Here is an 18,152-nt window from a genome sequence, read left to right on the forward strand (position 1 = left end):
TCACCGGGCACGTCAGGGCACACAGATGCCTGCCCCCCAAAGCAAAACAGGAGACATCCATATGAAACTGCCTCGCTATCCCCTCACCGTCCTCACCACCGCCCTCGCACTGGCCGTCTGCGGCCTGCCCGCCGCCCACGCGCAGAACGACTATCCGAACAAGCCGATCCGCCTGATCGTGCCGTTTGCCAATGCCGGCGTGACCGACACCAGCGCGCGCATCGTGGCGGAGAAACTCGGCCAGCAGCTGGGCCAGCAGATCGTCGTCGATAACAAGCCCGGCGCGGGCGGCAATATCGGCACGCAGATGGTGGCCAAGGCCGAGCCCGATGGCTATACGCTGCTGCTTGGCTATGACGGCACGCTCGTCATCAACCCCAACGTCTATGCGAAGGTGCCGTTCGATCCGGTGAAGGATTTCGCGCCGATCGGCAAGATCGGTGACGCGCTGCTGCTGATCGCGGCCAATCCGAAGCTCGGCGTCAAGAACATCGCGGACCTGCAGAAGTACGCCAGGACCCTGCCCGGCGGCGTGTCCTACGGGAGCGCCGGCAACGGCAGCACCACGCATCTGGCCGGCGAGATGTTCCACCAGCGCACCGGCATGGCCATGACGCACGTTCCCTACAAGGGCGGCGGCCAGGCCCTGCTCGACGTCGTGGGCGGCACGCTGCCCATCACGTTCGCGGCGGTGACGGGTGCCATGCCGTTCGTGAAGAGCGGTCAGGTGGAGGCGCTGGCCGTGACCTCGCGCGAGCGCGCGCCCTCGCTGCCGAACGTGCCCACGCTGATCGAAGCGGGCCTGAAGGACTTCGAGATCAATTCGTGGGTCGGTCTGCTGGCCCCGGCCAAGACGCCCCAGCCCGTGCTCGACAAGCTCAGCGCCGCGCTGCAGAAGGTGCTGAACGACCCCGCGATGCGGGAACGCCTCGCCTCGCTCGGCATCGTCGCCACGCCGGGCACGCCCGACGCCTATGGCAAGGAGATCGTGCGCGACCTCCAGAAGAACAAGGCGATCACCAAGGCCGCGCATATCAGTCTCGACTGACCTGTCACAACGAGCGCACCCCACATCATGACAACACTCTTCGACAAGATCTGGGCGGCCCATGCGGTTGCCCGCAATGGCGCCGGCGAGGACCTGATCTATATCGATCGGCACCTCGTGCAGGAAGTCTCGAGCCCGCAGGCCTTCGCGAGCATGGCCGAGTCCGGTCACGTGCTGCGTTCGTCGCCGCGCCATATCGCGGTGCAGGACCACAACGTGCCCACCACGGCCGATCGGCTGACGAACATCCCGAACGCGGAAAGCCGCGAGCAGATCGCGACCCTGCGCCGCAATACGCAGGCCACGGGCATGCGCCTGTACGACCTCGACCATCCGCTGCAGGGCATCGTCCACGTCATCGCGCCGGAACTCGGCTACGTGCTACCGGGCAGCACCGTGGTCTGCGGCGACTCGCACAGCGCCACGCTGGGCGCGATGGGCGCGGTGGCGTGGGGTATCGGCACCTCGGAGGTCGCGCACGTGATGAGCACGCAGAGCCTGTGGATGCGCAAGCCGCGCACCCTCGGCATCTCGATCTCGGGCGTGCTGCCGCGCGGCACTTATGCAAAGGATCTCGCGCTGGCCATCATTCACCATATCGGTACCAGCGGCGGCAACGGCTACGGCGTTGAGTACTTCGGTCCGACGGTGCAAGCGCTGTCGATGGAAGCGCGGATGACGCTCTGTAACATGACCATCGAAGCCGGCTCGCGCTTCGGACTGATCGCCCCGGACGCCACCACGATCGCGTATCTGCGCGACCGCGTGCAGGGCGCCGCGCGCGAGCATTTCGAGCCGGCCGCCAAAGTCTGGAGCACGTTGCGCACCGACGACGCGTCGGATTTCGATCGGCGCGTCGAGTTCGACGCGGCCACCGTGGCGCCGCTCGTGACGTGGGGCACCACGCCGGCCGACAGCGCCGCATTCTCGGGTCGCGTGGGCGACGGCGCCACGCTGGACGAGGCCGCCGAGCGCAACCGCATCGAGGAGAACCTCGTCTATATGGGCCTTGAGATGGGACAGGCACTGTCGTCGGTGCCGATCGACGTGGCCTTTATCGGCTCCTGCACCAACGGCCGCCTCGAGGACCTGCGCGCTGCCGCGGAGGTCGTGCGCGGACGCCGCGTGGCATCCAGCGTGCGTGCGCTCGTGGTGCCTGGCTCGGGCAGCGTCAAGCGCGCGGCCGAGGCCGAAGGGCTCGCGCAGGTCTTCGTCGATGCGGGCTTCGAATGGCGCGAGTCCGGCTGCTCGATGTGTATCGGCATGAATGGCGACAGCCTTGCGCCGGGCGAGCGCTGCGCCTCCACCTCCAACCGCAATTTCGAAAACCGGCAGGGACAAGGCGGCCGCACGCATCTGATGAGCCCCGCCGCTGTCGCCGCATCCGCGCTGCGGGGACAGCTGACCGATCCCCGGGAGTACCTCGCATGAAAGCCGTGATCGCAGAAGTCCAGGGCCGCGCCGCGGTCATGCAGCGCGACGACATCGATACCGATGCCATCTTTCCGGGCCGCTTCCTGCGCCTCGTGCAACGCACGGGCATGGGCGCGCATCTATTCGCCGACTGGCTGGCCGAAGGGCGGCCCGAGGTCGCGTTCATGGCGGACGCCACGCCGCCGCGCATGGTCGTCGCGCTGCAGAACTTCGGCTGCGGCTCCTCGCGCGAGCACGCGGTGTGGGCGTTGTCCGACTATGGCATCAAGGCGGTCATCGCGCTCTCGTTCGGCGATATCTTTCGCAACAACTGCGTGAAGAACGGCGTGGTCGCGGCCATCGTGACGCCCGACGATCATGCACGCCTGTTGCGGGCCCTCGCCGCCGACAAGGATGCCCCGTTGCATCTGCGCGTGGCCGGGCGCACGCTGCAGTTGCCCGATGGCGGCACCATGCCGATCGTCCTCGCCGACGGCCATGCGGAACAGCTGCTGTCCGCCGAGGACGAAGTCGACCGCACGCTGGCCCACGATGCGGCACTACGCGCCTACGAGGAACGCGTGCAGCGCGAACAGCCGTGGCTGGCCTCGATGGGCTGAGCCGCCTTACCTCATATCCACCTACAGGAGCCGCCATGGCCAATCCCATTCTTCGCCAGAAGCTCGCCGCGGGCGAGTTCATTACCATCCCGGGCGTGCAGGACATGATCGCCACCGTCATGACCAACAAGGTCGGGTTCGACATCATCTACGGTTCGGGTTACTGGCTCACCGCGTCGAGCCTCGGCCTGCCCGATGCCGGCATTGCCACCTATACGCAGATGGTCGATCGCATGCGCACGATCACGCGGACGTCGAAGGCGGCCCTGATCGCCGATGCGGACACGGGCTACGGCGGCCTGCTCAACGTGCACCACACGGTGCGCGGCTACGAAGAAGCCGGCGTCACCGCGATCCAGATCGAGGACCAGGAATTTCCGAAGAAATGCGGCCACACGCCGTTCAAGCGCTGTGTGCCGATCGAGGACATGGTCGAGAAGATCAAGGTCGCCTCGGAAGCGCGCCAGGACAAGGAGAATTTCCTGATCATCGCCCGTACCGACTCACGCGCGAGTCTCGGCGTGGATGACGCCATGCGTCGCATGGAGGCCTACGCGAAGGCGGGGGCCGACATCCTGTTCTTCGAAGCCCCGCAATCGGAGGAAGAAATGCGCCGCGCATGCGAAGCCTTCGACCTGCCGATGATGGCCAACATGGCCGATGGCGGCAAGACGCCGATCCTGCCGGCAAGCGTGCTGAAGGAGATCGGCTACTCGCTCGCCATCTTCCCCGCGATGACGAGCCTCGTGGCCGCCGCCGCCATCGAGAAATCGCTGCGCCATCTCAAGGAATCCGGCACGAGCCTCTCGCCGGACATTCCCATGGCCGACTTCAACGAGTTCTGCCGCCTGATCGGCTTCGAGGAAGTCTGGGATTTCGAGAAGCGCTGGGCGCGCTGACTGTCGCGACGCCCCGCCCCCATAACAACGATCCGGAGGAGACCTGAATGCCCATCATCAACACCACGTTCCGCGCCACGGCGCTCGCCCTCGCGGCGATGGCCGTCACCGCTTTCGCCCATGCACAGCCCGCATGGAAGCCCGACCGCCCCGTCACGATCGTCGTGCCCTACGTGCCCGGCGGCGGCACCGACGCCTCGGCGCGCGCGACGGCCAAGCTGCTCGGCGAGCAGTGGGGCCAGCCCGTGCTCGTCGTCAACCAGCCCGGCGCGGACGGCCTCATCGGCACGCGCAAGGTCACGGAGTCGAAGCCCGACGGCTACACGCTGCTGCTGCAGACACCGGCCATCGTGCTGACCAAGCACGCGCCGTCGTTCACGGGCACCGATCCGCTCGCGAGCCTCGTGCCCGTAACCAATATCGCGCAGTCGCCCGGCGTGATCGTGGCCAACAGCAAATTCCCGGCTACGTCCCTGCCGGAGTTGATCAAGTACTGCAAGACGGCCACCACGCCGTGTTCGATGGGCACCGGCGAGAACGTCGCGAAGCTCTTCGGCCAGCAGCTGAAGGCGGAGGTGCTGCCGAACCTGATCGTCGTCAACTACAAGGGCACGGCGGCGATCATCACGGACATGATCGCCAACAACGTGAACTTCGCGGTGACGGGCGTGGCATCGGCCCTGCCGCACCAGAAGGCCGGCACGCTGAAGATCGTGGCCAACCAGGGTACGCATCGCTTTGCGGGCGCGCCCGATGTCCGCACGGTGATCGAGACCGGGATGCCGCAGTACGAGTACACGACGTGGTTCGGGCTGTTTGCGCCGAAGGGCACCCCGCCGGCGGTCACGCAGAGCATCTACGAGGCGGTACGCGAAGCCATGCGCCACCCGGAACTGCAGACCGCGATCACCGCCGCGGGCGCCGAACCGCTGGTGAACACCCCCGACGAGTTCGCGGCGCAGGTGCGCAAGGAAGATGCTCGCTTCACGGCACTGGCCAAGCGCTTTCCGCTGAACTAGTACCCCCGCTGGTCATATGGCCTTGCGAAAAGAACGCTTGTAATGAGATCGATTCGCATTTACTATGGCCTCACTGTCTGGTTCACGCGGCGCACGACACCGGCAGACAGTAAAGAATTTCTGGGCAGTGCCACGCGGATCTCGTGCGACGCACTGCCCGTTACAGACTTTTGTGGGGACCGCTCCGTCACGCGGAGCGTTTGGCAGTAGCCAGCCATCGGAAGATCAGGAAAGCATCCAGACCCCGCTTTCTTGATCGCGTCATTCGGTGGCAAGCCAGGCCGCCTTTTTATTCCGCGCGCCGTGCAGGCACGGCGCACCGCCCGGGACGACCGCCATGGCGACCTCGTCCCGGGTGTCCTGTCAGCCTGAATATTCCGTCATGGGTTGCCGATGCCGGGCGAATCGAACCTTCGCCCCGCGGGAATGCGTTCGCGCCTGCCCGGGCGCGCGATTCCCGCCCATGGTCCGCCCTGACGCCTAACACGCGCTGCGGCGCGAATCGCTCCATGTCCCTGTCACCTGTGAGTACCGATCCCCGTCTCAAGCACGCCGGCCTCAAGGCCACCTCGCCCCGCATGCACGTGCTGGAGGCGTTTCGTACCAGCGACCGCCGCCATCTGAGCGCGGAAGACGTCTATCGCATCCTGCTGACGCAGGACGTCGATGCCGGCTTATCGACCGTGTACCGCGTGCTCAACCAGCTGGTGCAGGCCAATATCCTGCTGCGGCACACGTTCGAGGCCGATCACGCCGTCTTCGAGCTGAACGAAGGCGGCCACCACGATCACCTGATCTGCGTGAACTGCGGCCGGGTAGAAGAGTTTCGCGACGAGGGGATCGAGCGCCGACAGCGCCAGGTCGCCGCGGACAACGAATTCGAGCTGCGCGAACATATGCTCGTGCTCTACGGCCTGTGCCCCGCCTGCCAGCCACGCACCACGGACGATTGAATCGTCGCGTGGCGACAACGTCTCTTACAGAATCGCGAGGGCTTGTTACAAAGGCGCTAGAACCGTAATACGCCACACCGGTAGAGTGGAGGTACAGCATCACACTACAGGTGAACCACAATGAACAAGCCGAACAAGCGTCCCCTGATCGCGTCCACCCTGACCATCGCGGCCCTGGGTCTGGCCGCGCTGACCGCCTCCACGTCCGCACTGGCCCGCGTCGATGTCGATGTGAATATCGGCGCACCGGCTCCGGTCTATGCCGCCCCGGCCCCCGTCTACGCGGCTCCGGCCTATGCGCCGCCCCCGGTCGTCGTTGCCCCGGCCCCGGTCGTCGTCGCGCCCGTCGTGATCGGCTGGCATAACGACCGCTACTGGGATGGCCGCCGCTGGTATTCGCGCAACGAGTACCGCGAGTGGCACGACCGCGGCCGTCATGGTGGCCCCGGCCCGCGCGGCTGGCATGACCCGCATGGCCACTACGCCGGGTACGACCACGACCACGGCCCGCATCATCACTGATCGCTGACCGCATCCGTCGCGCCCCGCGGCTATCAGGCGGTGCGCGCCTCGGCGGCCGGCTTTGCCGGCCGCAATACCATCCATACCGCACCGCCAATCAATGCCATGCCCGCGGCATGCGCGGGCGACAGCGTCTCCCCGAGGAAGATCCAGCCCCAGACGATGCCGAACGGCGGAATCAGGAACGTGACCGTCAGCGACCGTACCGGGCCGATGTCGGCGATCAGCCGGAAGTACATGACGTAGGCAATGGCCGTGCAGAACATGCCCAGCGCGAGCATCGCGGCCCAGACGCCCGCCCCCGCCAGCGGCAGCGTGTTCTCGCGCATCAGGGCAACGGCGCTGAACGGCAGCAGGAAAAGCGTCGCGCCGATCAGGCTGCCCGCGGCGACCAGACGGTTGTCGAGCCCGCCCTGCGCCGTGATCCAGCGGCGCGTCAGAAAGCCGGCCAGTCCGTAGCAGAGCGTTGCCACGAGGCAGGCCGCCGCACCCAGCAGCACCACCGGCGAGAACGTGACGGGCCCGGTCCGCGTCAGCACGGCCACCCCCAGCAAACCCAGCACCACCCCGATGGCCTTCGCGCGTGTCAGCGGTTCCGCGAAGAAGAGCGCGCCGATCAGCACGCCCATCAGCGGCGTCATCGCATTGAACACCGCGGAGTACCCGGCCGGCAGCCATAACGCGGCCACGGCATACATCACGAACGGAATGCCGGAGTTGATGACGCCAAGGGTCATCACCGCGCGCCACTTGCCGCGCATGTCCCAGTGCACGCGCATGAACGCCAGGCACGCCGCGAGCGTGGCGGCGCCGATCAGCACGCGAAAGAACGCCGCCGGCAGCGGTCCGAGCACGGGCGCGCCAATGCGAATGAACAGAAAGCTGGCGCCCCAGATCGCGGACAGCGCGAGCAGGCGAACGATATCGTTTGGTTTCATGCGGCAGTGGAGAGATGACGAGATGACGTACGCCTCTGACGTACGGATGGCAGCGCGACGCTGCCGCTTATTGTTGCGCAAAACACACAGCACGCCTGGAAAGCGCCTTCCCGATACCTTTGGGAACACTGCTACCGCGTCCAACAGGCATTACAGCGGCTTCCGAAGCACCCTGCAAGCCGGTTTCGGACCTTTCCCTGCCCGGGTCATATCGCGCCATGGAAATCGGGAATCCGTGGCAAAACAGCCGTTTTATGCACGCGAACGGGGCAAACGCGGGCGTTGTTGCAGATATGCTGCGTTCCCAGCATCACATCGCGAACGCCGGCACCCCCCAAATGGAGGGGGCGCTACCACAAGACGTGACATCGCGTATTCGATTCCTTTAAACTCTGTCCTGCGCCAGAGTTAATTGACCCCTCCGACGCATTCCCGACAAGCCGCCAGGCCCTCCTGGCGGCTTCTTTTTTTGTGCGGAGCGGGAATGGAGTATCGTACGCTACTGGCGCTGCGCGATGGGGGGTGAGTTCGCGCGCGTCTGCTTGTAAGCCGGCGTAAACTGTCCGGCGTCAACCGCCACCCCCAGTTTTGCGTTGCCTGCGAAATGAAAAGACAGTTCCTTGGCCTGCTGGCCCGCGTCTATGTGATGCAATTTGCCCTGGAGGTGCCCGCCACGGTCGCCATGCTCGCGGAAATGCTCGTCGAGTACGGGTTCCAGGTCGATATCGGCACCGTACGCCCGCTGCTGCGAGCGCTGCAGATGGAAGGCTATCTGGAGAGCGTGTTGCGCGACGGGATCGGCCGGGTCTACCTGCTGACCGAGATGGGCCGCGAAGAACTCGCGAGCAGCCGGTCCCGCATCGACGAACTCTACCGCCGCCTGCATAACCCCGACGGCAGCCAGACGCTGCAGCCCAGCCAGACCTGAGCGCTGAAGTCACCTGAACACGCGGCATGGATCCTCCATGCCGTTTTTTATTCGCGAAGCGTACCCGTTTCTGCGTGGTGATTTCAGATGCGCACAGTGACCACTTCCTGCATGGGCACCTCGAGTCCCGAGGACAGGATCTCGCGCAGGCGCGCGAGGCCGACGGGCGGACAGAACAGGAAACCCTGCACGGCGTCGCAACCGTCGTGACGCAGCACGTCGAACTGCGCCTGCGATTCCACACCCTCCGCCACCACCTGCAGCTGCAACTGATGACCCAGCGTGATGATGGCCGCCGCCACCGCGCGATCATGGCCCGGTGAGGCCACATCGTCGACGAACGACTTGTCGATCTTGAGCTTGCTGATCGGCAGGCGCGTCAGATAGCCAAGCCCCGAATACCCGGTGCCGAAATCGTCGATCGACAACCCCACGCCCAGGTCGCGGATCTGGCGGAACGTTTCGATCGTGGTATCGCCGCCCTCGACGAGGATGCCCTCGGTCACCTCGATCGTCAGGCAGTCGGGCGGCAGGCCCGCCGCATCGAGGCAGCGCATGACGGTCTCCGGGAAGCCCGGCTGGCGCAACTGCAGCGGCGAGATGTTGACCGCGACGTCGAGCTCCCGGTGCAGCTCGTTACGGAGCGCCTGAATGTCCTGGCATGCCGTCGCCAGAATCCATTCGCCGAGTTCGCCGATGAGGCCGCATTGCTCGGCGATCGGAATGAACTCCGAAGGCTGCATGACGCCGCGCTCGGGCGTTTCCCACCCCACCAGCGCTTCCACGCCGATCACATGCCGCGTGCCCACATCGACGATCGGCTGGTACCGCAGATAGAACTCGTGCTCGGCCAGCGCACGCCGCAGCAGCGCCTCGATCGTAAAGCGCGTGAGCGACGCTTCCGCCATCTCGCTTGCGAAGCGGCGCAACTGCGCGCGCCCGCCCTGCTTGGCCGCGTACATCGCCGAGTCCGCGGATTTGAGCAGGTCCGTCAGCGAATCGCCGTCTTCCGGATAGATCGCCATGCCCAGCGAGGGCGTGACGCGCAGCGCCTGTCCCGCGAGCTGGAGCTCTTCCGATACGCGCGCCAGAATCTTGGACGCGGCGAGTTCCGCCTCGCTGTCGTGGCGCAGATCGCCCAGCACGACCGCGAATTCGTCGCCGCCCATGCGCGCCACCACGTCGCGGGGGCGCACCGCGCCGCGGATGCGGTCGGCGATCGTGCGCAGCACATCGTCGCCGACCGGATGGCCCAGCGATTCGTTGATGTGCTTGAAGTGGTCGAGATCGAGCAGCAGCAGCGCCACGCGGTTGCCCTTGCGACGCGCTTCCTGCAACAGCGTCTCGGTGCGGTCGTGCAGCTCGGTCCGATTGGGCAGCCCCGTCAGCGCGTCGTGCTGCGCGAGGTGGCGGATGTATTCGTCCACGCGCCGGCGCTCGGTCAGGTCGTGCGCAATCGCCAGATACCCGCCCTCACCGGGGCGCGCATCCGACATCGCGGTCACCGTCACGTGCACGGGCAGGCGCGAGCTGCCCTTGCGCAGATAGGTCGTCTCGCGCTCATCGGCCAGGCCCAGCCGCGGCTTGGCCACCAGCGCGGCCAGCCCAGGCGCGACCAGCGTGCCAAGATCCTGCGACAGGTCGCGTGCGCGCGCGGCCAGTTCGTCCGGATCGTAGAGACTCGCATACGGCATGCGGCTGACGAGTTCGGCCTCCGTGTACCAGAGCATGCGCAGCCCCGCGCGATTGATGCTCGTGATCATGCCGGCTTCGTCGAACGTGATCACGCAGAAGGCGGCATGGTCGAGCAGGCGGACGTAGCGCGCCGCGGCCGTTGCCGCATCGAGTTCGGCCTTGCCCAGCGAGGTGCGCAGACGTTCGTTCTCCTCGAGGCTCGCATCGCGCGCCCGTTCCGCATGCTCGCGCGCATCGCGCCGTTGCCGCGCCAGCCATCCCGCAAGCCATGCCATGAAGGCCGTGGCCAGCGTCCCCAGCACCAGCACGCGCATGCCGGCCTGGCTGCGGTGCGTGGCTTCGAATGCCGGGCGCGTGGCGGCGTGCAGCGTCCACATGACACCGCCGAACTGCAGCTGCCGTTCGGCCTCGACCATCGGCTTGCGGCCGTCCGCGCGGCGTTCGCCGTCGGTGCCTTCGCCCGAAAGCAGGTTCGGCGCCGTCTTCGCGTTGCCTTCATACAGGCTGAGCACGAGCTCGCCCGCGGCGGGGCCGCTTACCCCACGCATGAGATCGCCCAGGCGCAGCGTCGCATAGACGTAGCCGCTGACCGCTGCGCGGCGTTCGTCGCGCGTGGCGGCGGGCATGCCGGCCGGAAACACCGGTACGTACAGCACGGCGCCGCGCTGGTGCGTCTGCGCCTCGACCTCCCGCACTAGCTCCAGACCCTGCGTGAGCGTGGCATGACCGGTGTCGCGCGCATTCTCCATGGCCGCACGGCGCGTGGCGTCGCTGAGCATGTCGTAGCCGACCGCGCGCGCGTTGCGCCCCGCGAACGGTTCCACGTAGACGATGGGCGCGTAGAGCGGCCGCTCGCCGACGGGATGGATCTCGAAGTCGCCGAGACCTTCGGCGCGGATGGCGTCGATGAGCGCCGGTACCTGCTCCGCCGTGACCAGCTTGACGTACCCGATCGACAGCGTACCCGGGGGCAATTCATCGAACTGCGCCGTATAGACATAGCCGCGCCATTGCGCGCGCGTGGTGGCGGGGTCGGCGGCCATCAGTGCCGCCGCACCGCGCAGCAGACGCTCGTTCTCTTCCAGCCGTGCACGAATCGCGTCGGCCGTGCGATCGAGCAGCGCCGCGGCGTCCTGCTGGGCGACCTGGTTTTCGAGCCGTTTGGCCTGCTGCCATGCGCCGCCCGTCAGCAAGGCCCCTCCCGCTGCGACCAGCAGCGCAAGCAACCCAGGCGATAGGAACGGCAATTTCATGGCAGGACAAATAAAGGCGGCGGGCGGACATGCCGGCGACGGCGGGGCGCGCGGCAGCGCGCCCGACACCGCGGGCCCGGCTTATCCAGGGGGCCCGACGCGACGGCGCACTATACCTTGCCGCCTCAAACGCTGACAGTGCCGCGCCGCACACAGGTCACATTGGCGCCACACCGCGCGGAGACCCGCATGGCGGGCTTGCCAAATCCCGGCTTGTCAAACCCCTGCTTCCCCGGCTGACCGAGTCCCATGCAGCGTGCTACCGTGGTGGCTGGCTTGCCACCCGGAACGACATTTGCATCCCTCCGGGCAGCCCCGTGTTCCGTTTTGCCTTATGCCTCGTTTATTGCCGTCGCTGAAAACGCGGATCGCACTGATGGCGGCGGCTCTCGTCGCCGTGTTCGGAGCTGGGATTGTCCTCGGCTCGCTTTATTACGCCCATCGGGATCTGCGCGAGGCACTTCAGAACCAGCAGGATTCGATCGTCAAGCTCACTGCCGATCAGCTCGATACGGCCATGGACGACCGCATCCTGCTGCTCAGCCACCTGACACCGCAACTGCGCGACAACCTCGCCACCAGCCCCACGCAACCGGCCGCCGTGCTGGGTCCGAAACTGCTGCAAACGCTGCAGCGCTCGATCCCGATTCCCACGGCGTTCAACGCACTGATGGTCGCCGACGCGGGCGGTCATGTGCTGACGGCGCTCAACGTGCCGGTAGAGGTTTCCGACCGCAGCTACTTCCGTGAAGCCGCACGCACGCTGTCGCCGGTAGTCACCGCGCCCATTCGCGCGCGCGTCTCCGGGACGATCGGCGTGCTCGTGGCGGTGCCCGTACTGTCGGACGCGAGCGCGTTCCTCGGCATAGCGGGTGGCTGGCTCGATCTTTCCAGTTCGAACTTTCTGGTGGAACTGTCGCATGTGCGGCTCGGCAACACGGGCTTCTATTGCCTGGTCTCGTCGGGACCGGACCCCGTCTACGTGCAGCATCCGGATGCCGCCCAGCGCCAGCAGCCCGCGCGGGCGGTCGGCGATACCTGCGGCGTGGACGACAACGGCTCCTGGCTCGAATTCCTGACGCCGACGCGGCCCGTCATCGCGCGCTACCTGATGGCAACCACGGGCTGGGAGCTCGTGGCCGTCCTGCCCGCCAAGGAAGCCTTCGCGCCGCTGAAGCAGATGCAGCAACGCTTCGTGCTGTTGTCCGGCCTCGCGCTCGTGGTCGCGGCCGCCCTCCTGTGGCTGGTCATCCGGCGGCTGCTCGCGCCGCTGTCGCGCCTGCACCAGGTGGTGCGCGACAGCGCCGGCGACGCGTCGGCGTTCGAACGGCTGCCGCCTCGCCCGCATCGCGACGAAATCGGCGACGTCACGCGCGCGTTCGTCCGGCTGATGCGCGATGTCCGCCAGCGCGGCCTGCTGCTGGCCCGGAGCGAGCGCCGGCTGCGCGCGGTCACCGATACGCTGCCGGCACTGCTGGCGTTCATCGACATGGACGAACGCTACGTCTTCAACAACATCGCCTACGAGCGCGTCTATGGCATGCCCGTGGAACAAATCCGCGGCAAGACCGTGCGGGAGCTGCTCGGGGAGGCCCGCTACGCGCGCGCGCGGCCGCACCTGCAACGCGCGCTCGCCGGCCATATCGTCAGCTTCGACGCCGAGTATGAAGATCCGCAGCCGCACTGGATGGAAATGACGTATCGCCCCGAATGGAGCGAAGACGGCAGTCAGGTGGTCGGCGTGCATATCCACGCGCAGGACATCACGGAGCGCAAGCTGGAAACGTTGCGGTTGTCGCGCATGTCGCAGACCGATCATCTGACGCAGCTGTTCAACCGCAGCGCATTCGAGTCGCATCTGCACGCGGCCATGTCGCGCTGCCGCGACGACGGGCGGCTGATGGCACTACTGTTCCTCGATATGGACCGGTTCAAGGCCGTCAACGACCAGCACGGCCATGCGGTCGGCGATCTGCTGCTGCAGGCGTTCGCACTGCGGCTGCGGCGCTGCGTGCGGGATGCCGACGTGGTCTCGCGCCTCGGCGGCGACGAATTCGCGGTGATTCTGGAGAACATCGAGAGCGCCGCCAGCGCGCGCGGCGTGGCGGAGTCGATCCTCGAAGCCGTGGCGCGCGGCTTCCATTTCGACGGCGTCCCGACCGATGTCGATGTCAGTATCGGCATCGCGCTGTTCCAGGGCGGCGCGATGACCGAGGACGCGCTGATGCGCAGCGCGGACGTGCTGCTCTATCGCGCCAAGACGCAGGGGCGCGGCCGCTACGAGATTGGCCCGTCGGAGCTGCTCGAGGCGGAGCTCTAACCAGCTTTCAGCGCCGAAAGCTGGCCGGGCCGATGTTGCCGCGGCGGTCCTCGGCAGCCTTCAGTGCGGGGTGGACTTGTCCGAAGCGTCCGATGCCTGCGGGGCGGTTGCATCGAACGCGACATGCGTGCCGTCGGCATGCTGGTAGCCGAGCTTGGTGCCTTCTCCCATCATCTTCTCGTAGGCCAGCATCGCTTCGGCCACGGCCTTCGACTCGCCCTTGAAAACGAGTACGTCGTTGCCGCAGTTCGGACATTGCCCACCGAAGATCGCGTCGATGCCACGCAGGCCCGGCGCCTCGAGCGCCTCGAATTCCTTGAATGCCGTCTTGCACGCGCCGCAGACAAGTTGCTGCGGCCGCAGCGCGTCCACGCGCGCCTGTGCCTGTTGCGCCCGCTCTTCGGGCGTCCCGCGCCGCTTTGCTTCACCCATGATAACTATCCTTATCTGCGGCTGACTCGCGCCAAACCCTACCAATATTCATTGAACGCCCACGATCTCGATCGATGTGCGTTCCCTCGGAGCGCGTGCGCCGTTGCTTACGTACGGCGGTGCGTCATTGTAGCGCCGCCCTGCGTATAACGCGGCGCAACGCCACCCCGGCTGCTATTGTGAAAGCAGGCGGTCCGGTGGTTCTGCCTGCCTGACGGCCTCTCACCCCCAAGGAGAATTCCCGATGATCCGTCCCTCAGTGCAGGAAAACTTCAGCCGTTATGCCGCATGCATCGATGCCTGCAATGCCTGCGCGGCCGCGTGTCTCAAGTGCGCGGCGGCGTGCCTCGAAGAACCTGACGTGCGCAAGATGACGCGTTGCATCGCGCTCGACATGGACTGCGCGGGCATCTGCGCGCTTGCCGCCTCGTATATGCTGCGCAACAGCGAATTCGCGCCCCTCGTCTGCGAGGACTGCGCCGAGATCTGCAAATGGTGCAAGGAAGAGTGCGAGCATCACGATGCCTGGCACTGCCAGGAATGCGCGAAGGCCTGCGCGGCATGCATGGATGCCTGCCTCAAGATGACCGCCTGAGCATGACATGCGCATGACACGCCGGTAGAAGACCCCGCGCGCAATGCGCATGAAGCCGACAGGGGCATCGGCGTGTTTCACGACGATTGGCGGACAACGCGGATATTCTAGAGGGCTCTGTCGCCCCTTTTCCTGAATCAGGAGTCCGCGCATGTCCGACAAGTCACCGTCCACCCAGACGTCCACCCGCATCGAGAAAGACAGCCTGGGAGATGTTCCCGTCCCGGCCGATCACCTGTGGGGGGCCCAGACCGAGCGTTCACGGCAAAACTTCCGTATCGGCATCGAGAAGATGCCTCCCTCGCTGATCGAGGCGTTCGCCATTCTCAAGCTTTGCGCGGCCCGCGCCAACCGCGAACTCGGCGTACTCAAGCCGGAGCTCGCCGACGCGATCGAGCGCGCCGCCGAGGAAGTCATCGGCGGCAAGTGGCCGGACGAGTTTCCGCTGTCCGTCTGGCAGACCGGCTCCGGAACGCAGACCAACATGAACCTCAACGAGGTCATCGCCAACCGCGCGATCCAGATGCTCGGCGGCGAAGTCGGCAGCAAGAAGCCCGTGCATCCGAACGACCACGTGAACGCGAGCCAGTCGTCCAACGACAGCTTTCCCACCGCGATGCATATCGCCGCGACACGCGCGATCCAGCAGAAGCTGCTGCCCGCGCTGGAAATGCTGCAGCAGACGTTCGCGCGCAAGGTCCATGCGTTCTCCGATATCGTCAAGGTCGGCCGCACCCATCTGCAGGACGCGGTCCCGCTGACGCTCGGCCAGGAATTCTCGGGTTACATGACGCAGGTCGCCGACGCGCAGTCGCGGCTGCAGCAGGCGATGCTGCGCGCCATGCCCGTGCCGCAGGGGGGCACCGCGGTGGGTACGGGCCTCAATTCGCCCGACGGTTTCGCCGCCGCGTTCGCGCGCGCGCTCGCGGGCTACACGGGCCTGCCGTTCGAACCGGCACCGAACCGCTACGCATTGCAGGCCTCGCATGACGCACTGGCCGATCTGTCGGGCGCGCTCAACACCACGGCGTCGTCGTTCCTCAAGATCGCGAAAGACTTCATGCTGCTGGGTTCGGGCCCGCGCGCGGGCTTTGCCGAACTGATCCTCCCCGCGAACGAGCCGGGCTCGTCGATCATGCCGGGCAAGGTCAATCCCACGCAGGCGGAGGCGCTCGCCATGGTGTGTTGCCGCGTCATCGGCAATCACACCACCGTGACGTTCGCGAACGGCCTCGGCACGCTCGAGCTCAACGCGTACAAACCCGTCATCATCTACAGCCTGCTGCAGTCGGTCACGCTGCTTGCCGATGCGGCCGCGAGCTTCGCCGAGCATATGGTCGAAGGGGTCGAGCCCGATCGCGCGCGCATCCAGGAGTTGCTCGAACGCTCGCTGATGTCTGTGACCGCGCTGAATCCGCATATCGGCTATGACAAGGCCGCCGACATCGCCAAGCTCGCCGTGAAGAAGAACCTTTCGCTGCGCGAAGCCGCGATCGCGTCGAGCCACGTGACCGAGGAACAGTTCGGCCAGTGGATCGACTTCAAGGGCATGACGAAAGAAGTCTGAGGTCTAGCCGCCCAGCGCGGCGGCCAGACCTGCCAGCCCGATCGCCAGCGCGGCCAGCGCGTCGCCGGCGATCAGGCCACCGCCTACGAGCGAGGTCGTCGTCATGTCCTCCGGCAGCGCGACACGCTCGCCACTGTCCGCGCGCTTCGAGGCGCGATGGTCGGCGAGGCTCGCGAGCACGCCGCCCGCCGCCATCCAGGCGGCCGCGGGCAGATTGACGAAGCCGCCGAACGATGACGCGTACGGAGAGGGCAGGATGGCGGCGTCCAGCAGGAAGTCGCCAATCTTTCCCGAGCGGCGCGCGGCCACGAACCGCCGCCAGCGCGCCGATGCGCGAATCGCCTTGCGCAGGATCTCGGTCACGAGCCCGATCGCAAGGCCGATCCATACGGCCAGCCGCTGATACGGCCGGTCTTCGGTCATGCTGCGCAGCGCGCCGACGATCTTGTACGTCATGGCCGAGGTCCAGCGCGCGGGCTGCTGATCGGCCGGCAGCACGGTCTGGTCGAGCCGCAGCACGGGATACGCGCCCATGAACAGGCGCGCGAGCCAGACCGCGAGCAGCGCGCCGACCACGATGCCCGCCACCTGATAGCCGAACTGGATCACGCGGTCCGTGCCGAGCCGCCAGCCGGTCGAGCGATCCTGCTGCATGTCGGACGCGACCGAGGTGGATACCAGTAGGACCGTGGCCGCGATCAGGCCCACGTGCGGCTGGTGCAGTCCCATGGCCGCCATCAGGATCACGGTCAGCACGAACGCCGACGAGATCGGGTTCTGATCGACCATGCCGACCGAGATACCGTTGACGAGCGCGAACAGCAGCACCAGCAGCACCGCCATCAGCTGGTAGCCGAGCGGCTGACCGAACCAGACCATGCCCGCCACGACCACGGCGAGGCCCCACACGACGACCCATGGCACGACCCACGTCAGGGACGGCGATGTCCGCGAGGCCGCATGCGCCGCCAGATCGGGCGGTGGCCCGCTGCGCGAGCGCCATGCGCGGGCCAGCAGCAGCGACACATCGACTGCCGCGGCGCCCATGATCATGCCAAGCGCAATCAGGAACGTGATCTTGCGATAGGGATCGCCGGGCGCAAGCCACCCGATCGATACGAAGAACGGCGTCAGCAGCCAGCCCGCGAGCCCGCCGACGAGCGCCGCCAGGCCGATGCGCGCGCCGACGATCATGCCCGCGCCGAACGTCGAGGCGGACAGGTCGATCGCGCCGAGGAACGCCACACGCGATGCGCCGATGCCGCACAACACGCCCAGCCCCATTCCGCCCGCGAGCCGCGCGATCGAGCGCCGCAACAGCACGGGATCGGTCAGCGCGCGCAGGATATTGGCCACCGCGAGTCCCGACGGAAAGGTCAGCTGCATGCGGTCCACGAGCAACGGGGTGTAGAGCATGCCCACGCCGACACCATACATGCCGATGCACAGCATGTAGGCCACCAGCTGCCAGAGCGGCGGCTCGGCCAGACCCATCCACCCCATCGCCTGGATGATCACCGCCATGCCGCCCATGCCCGCCACCGACGCGGCGGCTGTCTGGATGTAATTCGCGCCGTGGCGGCCGGCCGCGCCATATCCGACGGTCACCGCGGAGCCGAGAATGCCGGCAAGCACCTGCCCGCCGACGAAGAACCCGAGCGAGAAGTTCATATACGCCGCCGCCACGCTGCCGAGCGGCCCGAGCACGAGCATGCCCGCGGCGCCCAGCAGCAGGTGATAGCGCCAGCTATCGGGCGCGGGCAGCCAGCGCCAGCGGCCCGCGTCGGGCGGGGGCGCGACCGGCGATGGCGGAGCGGGAGGCAGCGGCGTCGAGGACATGCCCGCAAGCCTAGCGCGTCGGGCGCGCTTGCGATAGGCCGGCGCGGCCAAAGTGGGCCCGTAAGCGTACCCGTTTCTGCGTGGGCTTTTCGCGCGCCATCCGTGGCGATG

Annotated in this window: 15 protein-coding genes; 11 read left to right on the forward strand and 4 right to left on the reverse strand. The window is 66.9% G+C overall.

Translation table 11 applies throughout. From position 1 onward, the window contains the following. Nucleotides 1–61 precede the first annotated feature (61 nt). The 7 genes from FOB72_RS26585 to FOB72_RS26615 all read left to right on the forward strand — a co-directional run bounded on the left by FOB72_RS26585 (nucleotide 62) and on the right by FOB72_RS26615 (nucleotide 6,474). Nucleotides 62–1,048: a Bug family tripartite tricarboxylate transporter substrate binding protein gene (locus FOB72_RS26585; RefSeq protein WP_150375865.1), complete on the forward strand. Its 987-nt coding sequence runs from the start codon at nucleotides 62–64 to the stop codon at nucleotides 1,046–1,048. A gap of 27 nt (nucleotides 1,049–1,075) precedes the next feature. Further along, complete coding sequence (gene leuC / locus FOB72_RS26590) at nucleotides 1,076–2,479, forward strand: 3-isopropylmalate dehydratase large subunit (protein ID WP_223851581.1); 1,404 nt, start codon at nucleotides 1,076–1,078, stop codon at nucleotides 2,477–2,479. After that, nucleotides 2,476–3,081 (forward strand): 3-isopropylmalate dehydratase small subunit, encoded by a 606-nt coding sequence (gene leuD, locus FOB72_RS26595; protein WP_150375869.1) that lies wholly within the window; start codon nucleotides 2,476–2,478, stop codon nucleotides 3,079–3,081. Before leuC ends, leuD begins: the two co-directional genes overlap by 4 nt. A gap of 35 nt (nucleotides 3,082–3,116) precedes the next feature. Further along, nucleotides 3,117–3,980 carry an oxaloacetate decarboxylase gene (locus FOB72_RS26600; protein ID WP_150375871.1) on the forward strand — a complete coding sequence of 288 codons (864 nt, stop codon included), beginning with the start codon at nucleotides 3,117–3,119 and terminating at the stop codon, nucleotides 3,978–3,980. A gap of 47 nt (nucleotides 3,981–4,027) precedes the next feature. Continuing rightward, nucleotides 4,028–4,999 carry a tripartite tricarboxylate transporter substrate binding protein gene (locus FOB72_RS26605; protein ID WP_150375874.1) on the forward strand — a complete coding sequence of 324 codons (972 nt, stop codon included), beginning with the start codon at nucleotides 4,028–4,030 and terminating at the stop codon, nucleotides 4,997–4,999. A gap of 509 nt (nucleotides 5,000–5,508) precedes the next feature. Continuing rightward, nucleotides 5,509–5,952, forward strand: coding sequence for a ferric iron uptake transcriptional regulator (gene fur / locus FOB72_RS26610; RefSeq protein ID WP_150375876.1), 444 nt, complete (start codon nucleotides 5,509–5,511; stop codon nucleotides 5,950–5,952). A 120-nt stretch (nucleotides 5,953–6,072) separates the two neighbouring features. After that, on the forward strand, nucleotides 6,073–6,474 hold the full coding sequence (locus FOB72_RS26615; protein WP_150375878.1) for a hypothetical protein: 402 nt from the start codon (nucleotides 6,073–6,075) through the stop codon (nucleotides 6,472–6,474). A 32-nt stretch (nucleotides 6,475–6,506) separates the two neighbouring features. On the opposite strand, the gene FOB72_RS26620 is transcribed toward FOB72_RS26615, so the two are convergent. Then, complete coding sequence (locus FOB72_RS26620) at nucleotides 6,507–7,412, reverse strand: DMT family transporter (RefSeq protein ID WP_150375880.1); 906 nt, start codon at nucleotides 7,410–7,412, stop codon at nucleotides 6,507–6,509. Between the two features lie 604 nt (nucleotides 7,413–8,016). Between FOB72_RS26620 and FOB72_RS26625 the strand changes: the two genes are divergently transcribed. Continuing rightward, complete coding sequence (locus FOB72_RS26625; protein ID WP_150375882.1) at nucleotides 8,017–8,340, forward strand: PadR family transcriptional regulator; 324 nt, start codon at nucleotides 8,017–8,019, stop codon at nucleotides 8,338–8,340. Between the two features lie 83 nt (nucleotides 8,341–8,423). Here the strand turns inward: FOB72_RS26625 and FOB72_RS26630 are convergent, their stop codons facing one another. Beyond that, nucleotides 8,424–11,288 (reverse strand): EAL domain-containing protein, encoded by a 2,865-nt coding sequence (locus FOB72_RS26630; protein WP_150375884.1) that lies wholly within the window; start codon nucleotides 11,286–11,288, stop codon nucleotides 8,424–8,426. 334 nt (nucleotides 11,289–11,622) lie between these two features. On the opposite strand from FOB72_RS26630, the gene FOB72_RS26635 reads away from it, so the two are divergent. Further along, complete coding sequence (locus tag FOB72_RS26635) at nucleotides 11,623–13,608, forward strand: diguanylate cyclase domain-containing protein (RefSeq protein WP_150375886.1); 1,986 nt, start codon at nucleotides 11,623–11,625, stop codon at nucleotides 13,606–13,608. Nucleotides 13,609–13,668: 60 nt separating this feature from the next. Here FOB72_RS26635 and FOB72_RS26640 read toward each other — a convergent pair whose 3' ends face one another. Continuing rightward, the gene (locus FOB72_RS26640) at nucleotides 13,669–14,040 is read right to left on the reverse strand and encodes a hypothetical protein (protein WP_150375888.1); all 372 of its coding nucleotides are present in this window, start codon (nucleotides 14,038–14,040) and stop codon (nucleotides 13,669–13,671) included. Between the two features lie 244 nt (nucleotides 14,041–14,284). Here FOB72_RS26640 and FOB72_RS26645 point away from each other — a divergent pair, with 244 nt between their 5' ends. Together FOB72_RS26645 and fumC are read left to right on the forward strand one after the other, a co-directional pair. Next, nucleotides 14,285–14,635, forward strand: coding sequence for a four-helix bundle copper-binding protein (locus FOB72_RS26645; RefSeq protein ID WP_150375890.1), 351 nt, complete (start codon nucleotides 14,285–14,287; stop codon nucleotides 14,633–14,635). A 151-nt stretch (nucleotides 14,636–14,786) separates the two neighbouring features. Continuing rightward, nucleotides 14,787–16,202 carry a class II fumarate hydratase gene (gene fumC, locus FOB72_RS26650; RefSeq protein WP_150375892.1) on the forward strand — a complete coding sequence of 472 codons (1,416 nt, stop codon included), beginning with the start codon at nucleotides 14,787–14,789 and terminating at the stop codon, nucleotides 16,200–16,202. Between the two features lie 3 nt (nucleotides 16,203–16,205). Here the strand turns inward: fumC and FOB72_RS26655 are convergent, their stop codons facing one another. Further along, nucleotides 16,206–18,041: an OPT/YSL family transporter gene (locus FOB72_RS26655; RefSeq protein ID WP_150375894.1), complete on the reverse strand. Its 1,836-nt coding sequence runs from the start codon at nucleotides 18,039–18,041 to the stop codon at nucleotides 16,206–16,208. Nucleotides 18,042–18,152 lie beyond the last annotated feature (111 nt).

Origin of the sequence: Cupriavidus pauculus, from assembly GCF_008693385.1 — a bacterium.
In the GTDB taxonomy this organism is placed as follows: domain Bacteria; phylum Pseudomonadota; class Gammaproteobacteria; order Burkholderiales; family Burkholderiaceae; genus Cupriavidus; species Cupriavidus pauculus_D.

Bases quoted from the DNA above. Each gene is read 5' to 3' on its own strand.
- FOB72_RS26620 (WP_150375880.1), bottom strand. From the start codon at position 7,412: ATGAAACCAAACGATATCGTTCGCCTGCTCGCGCTGTCCGCGATCTGG.
- FOB72_RS26655 (WP_150375894.1), bottom strand. From the start codon at position 18,041: ATGTCCTCGACGCCGCTGCCTCCCGCTCCGCCATCGCCGGTCGCGCCC.
- FOB72_RS26625 (WP_150375882.1), top strand. From the start codon at position 8,017: ATGAAAAGACAGTTCCTTGGCCTGCTGGCCCGCGTCTATGTGATGCAA.
- fur (WP_150375876.1), top strand. From the start codon at position 5,509: ATGTCCCTGTCACCTGTGAGTACCGATCCCCGTCTCAAGCACGCCGGC.
- leuC (WP_223851581.1), top strand. From the start codon at position 1,076: ATGACAACACTCTTCGACAAGATCTGGGCGGCCCATGCGGTTGCCCGC.
- FOB72_RS26585 (WP_150375865.1), top strand. From the start codon at position 62: ATGAAACTGCCTCGCTATCCCCTCACCGTCCTCACCACCGCCCTCGCA.
- FOB72_RS26600 (WP_150375871.1), top strand. From the start codon at position 3,117: ATGGCCAATCCCATTCTTCGCCAGAAGCTCGCCGCGGGCGAGTTCATT.
- FOB72_RS26630 (WP_150375884.1), bottom strand. From the start codon at position 11,288: ATGAAATTGCCGTTCCTATCGCCTGGGTTGCTTGCGCTGCTGGTCGCA.
- FOB72_RS26615 (WP_150375878.1), top strand. From the start codon at position 6,073: ATGAACAAGCCGAACAAGCGTCCCCTGATCGCGTCCACCCTGACCATC.
- FOB72_RS26605 (WP_150375874.1), top strand. From the start codon at position 4,028: ATGCCCATCATCAACACCACGTTCCGCGCCACGGCGCTCGCCCTCGCG.
- FOB72_RS26645 (WP_150375890.1), top strand. From the start codon at position 14,285: ATGATCCGTCCCTCAGTGCAGGAAAACTTCAGCCGTTATGCCGCATGC.
- fumC (WP_150375892.1), top strand. From the start codon at position 14,787: ATGTCCGACAAGTCACCGTCCACCCAGACGTCCACCCGCATCGAGAAA.
- FOB72_RS26635 (WP_150375886.1), top strand. From the start codon at position 11,623: ATGCCTCGTTTATTGCCGTCGCTGAAAACGCGGATCGCACTGATGGCG.
- FOB72_RS26640 (WP_150375888.1), bottom strand. From the start codon at position 14,040: ATGGGTGAAGCAAAGCGGCGCGGGACGCCCGAAGAGCGGGCGCAACAG.
- leuD (WP_150375869.1), top strand. From the start codon at position 2,476: ATGAAAGCCGTGATCGCAGAAGTCCAGGGCCGCGCCGCGGTCATGCAG.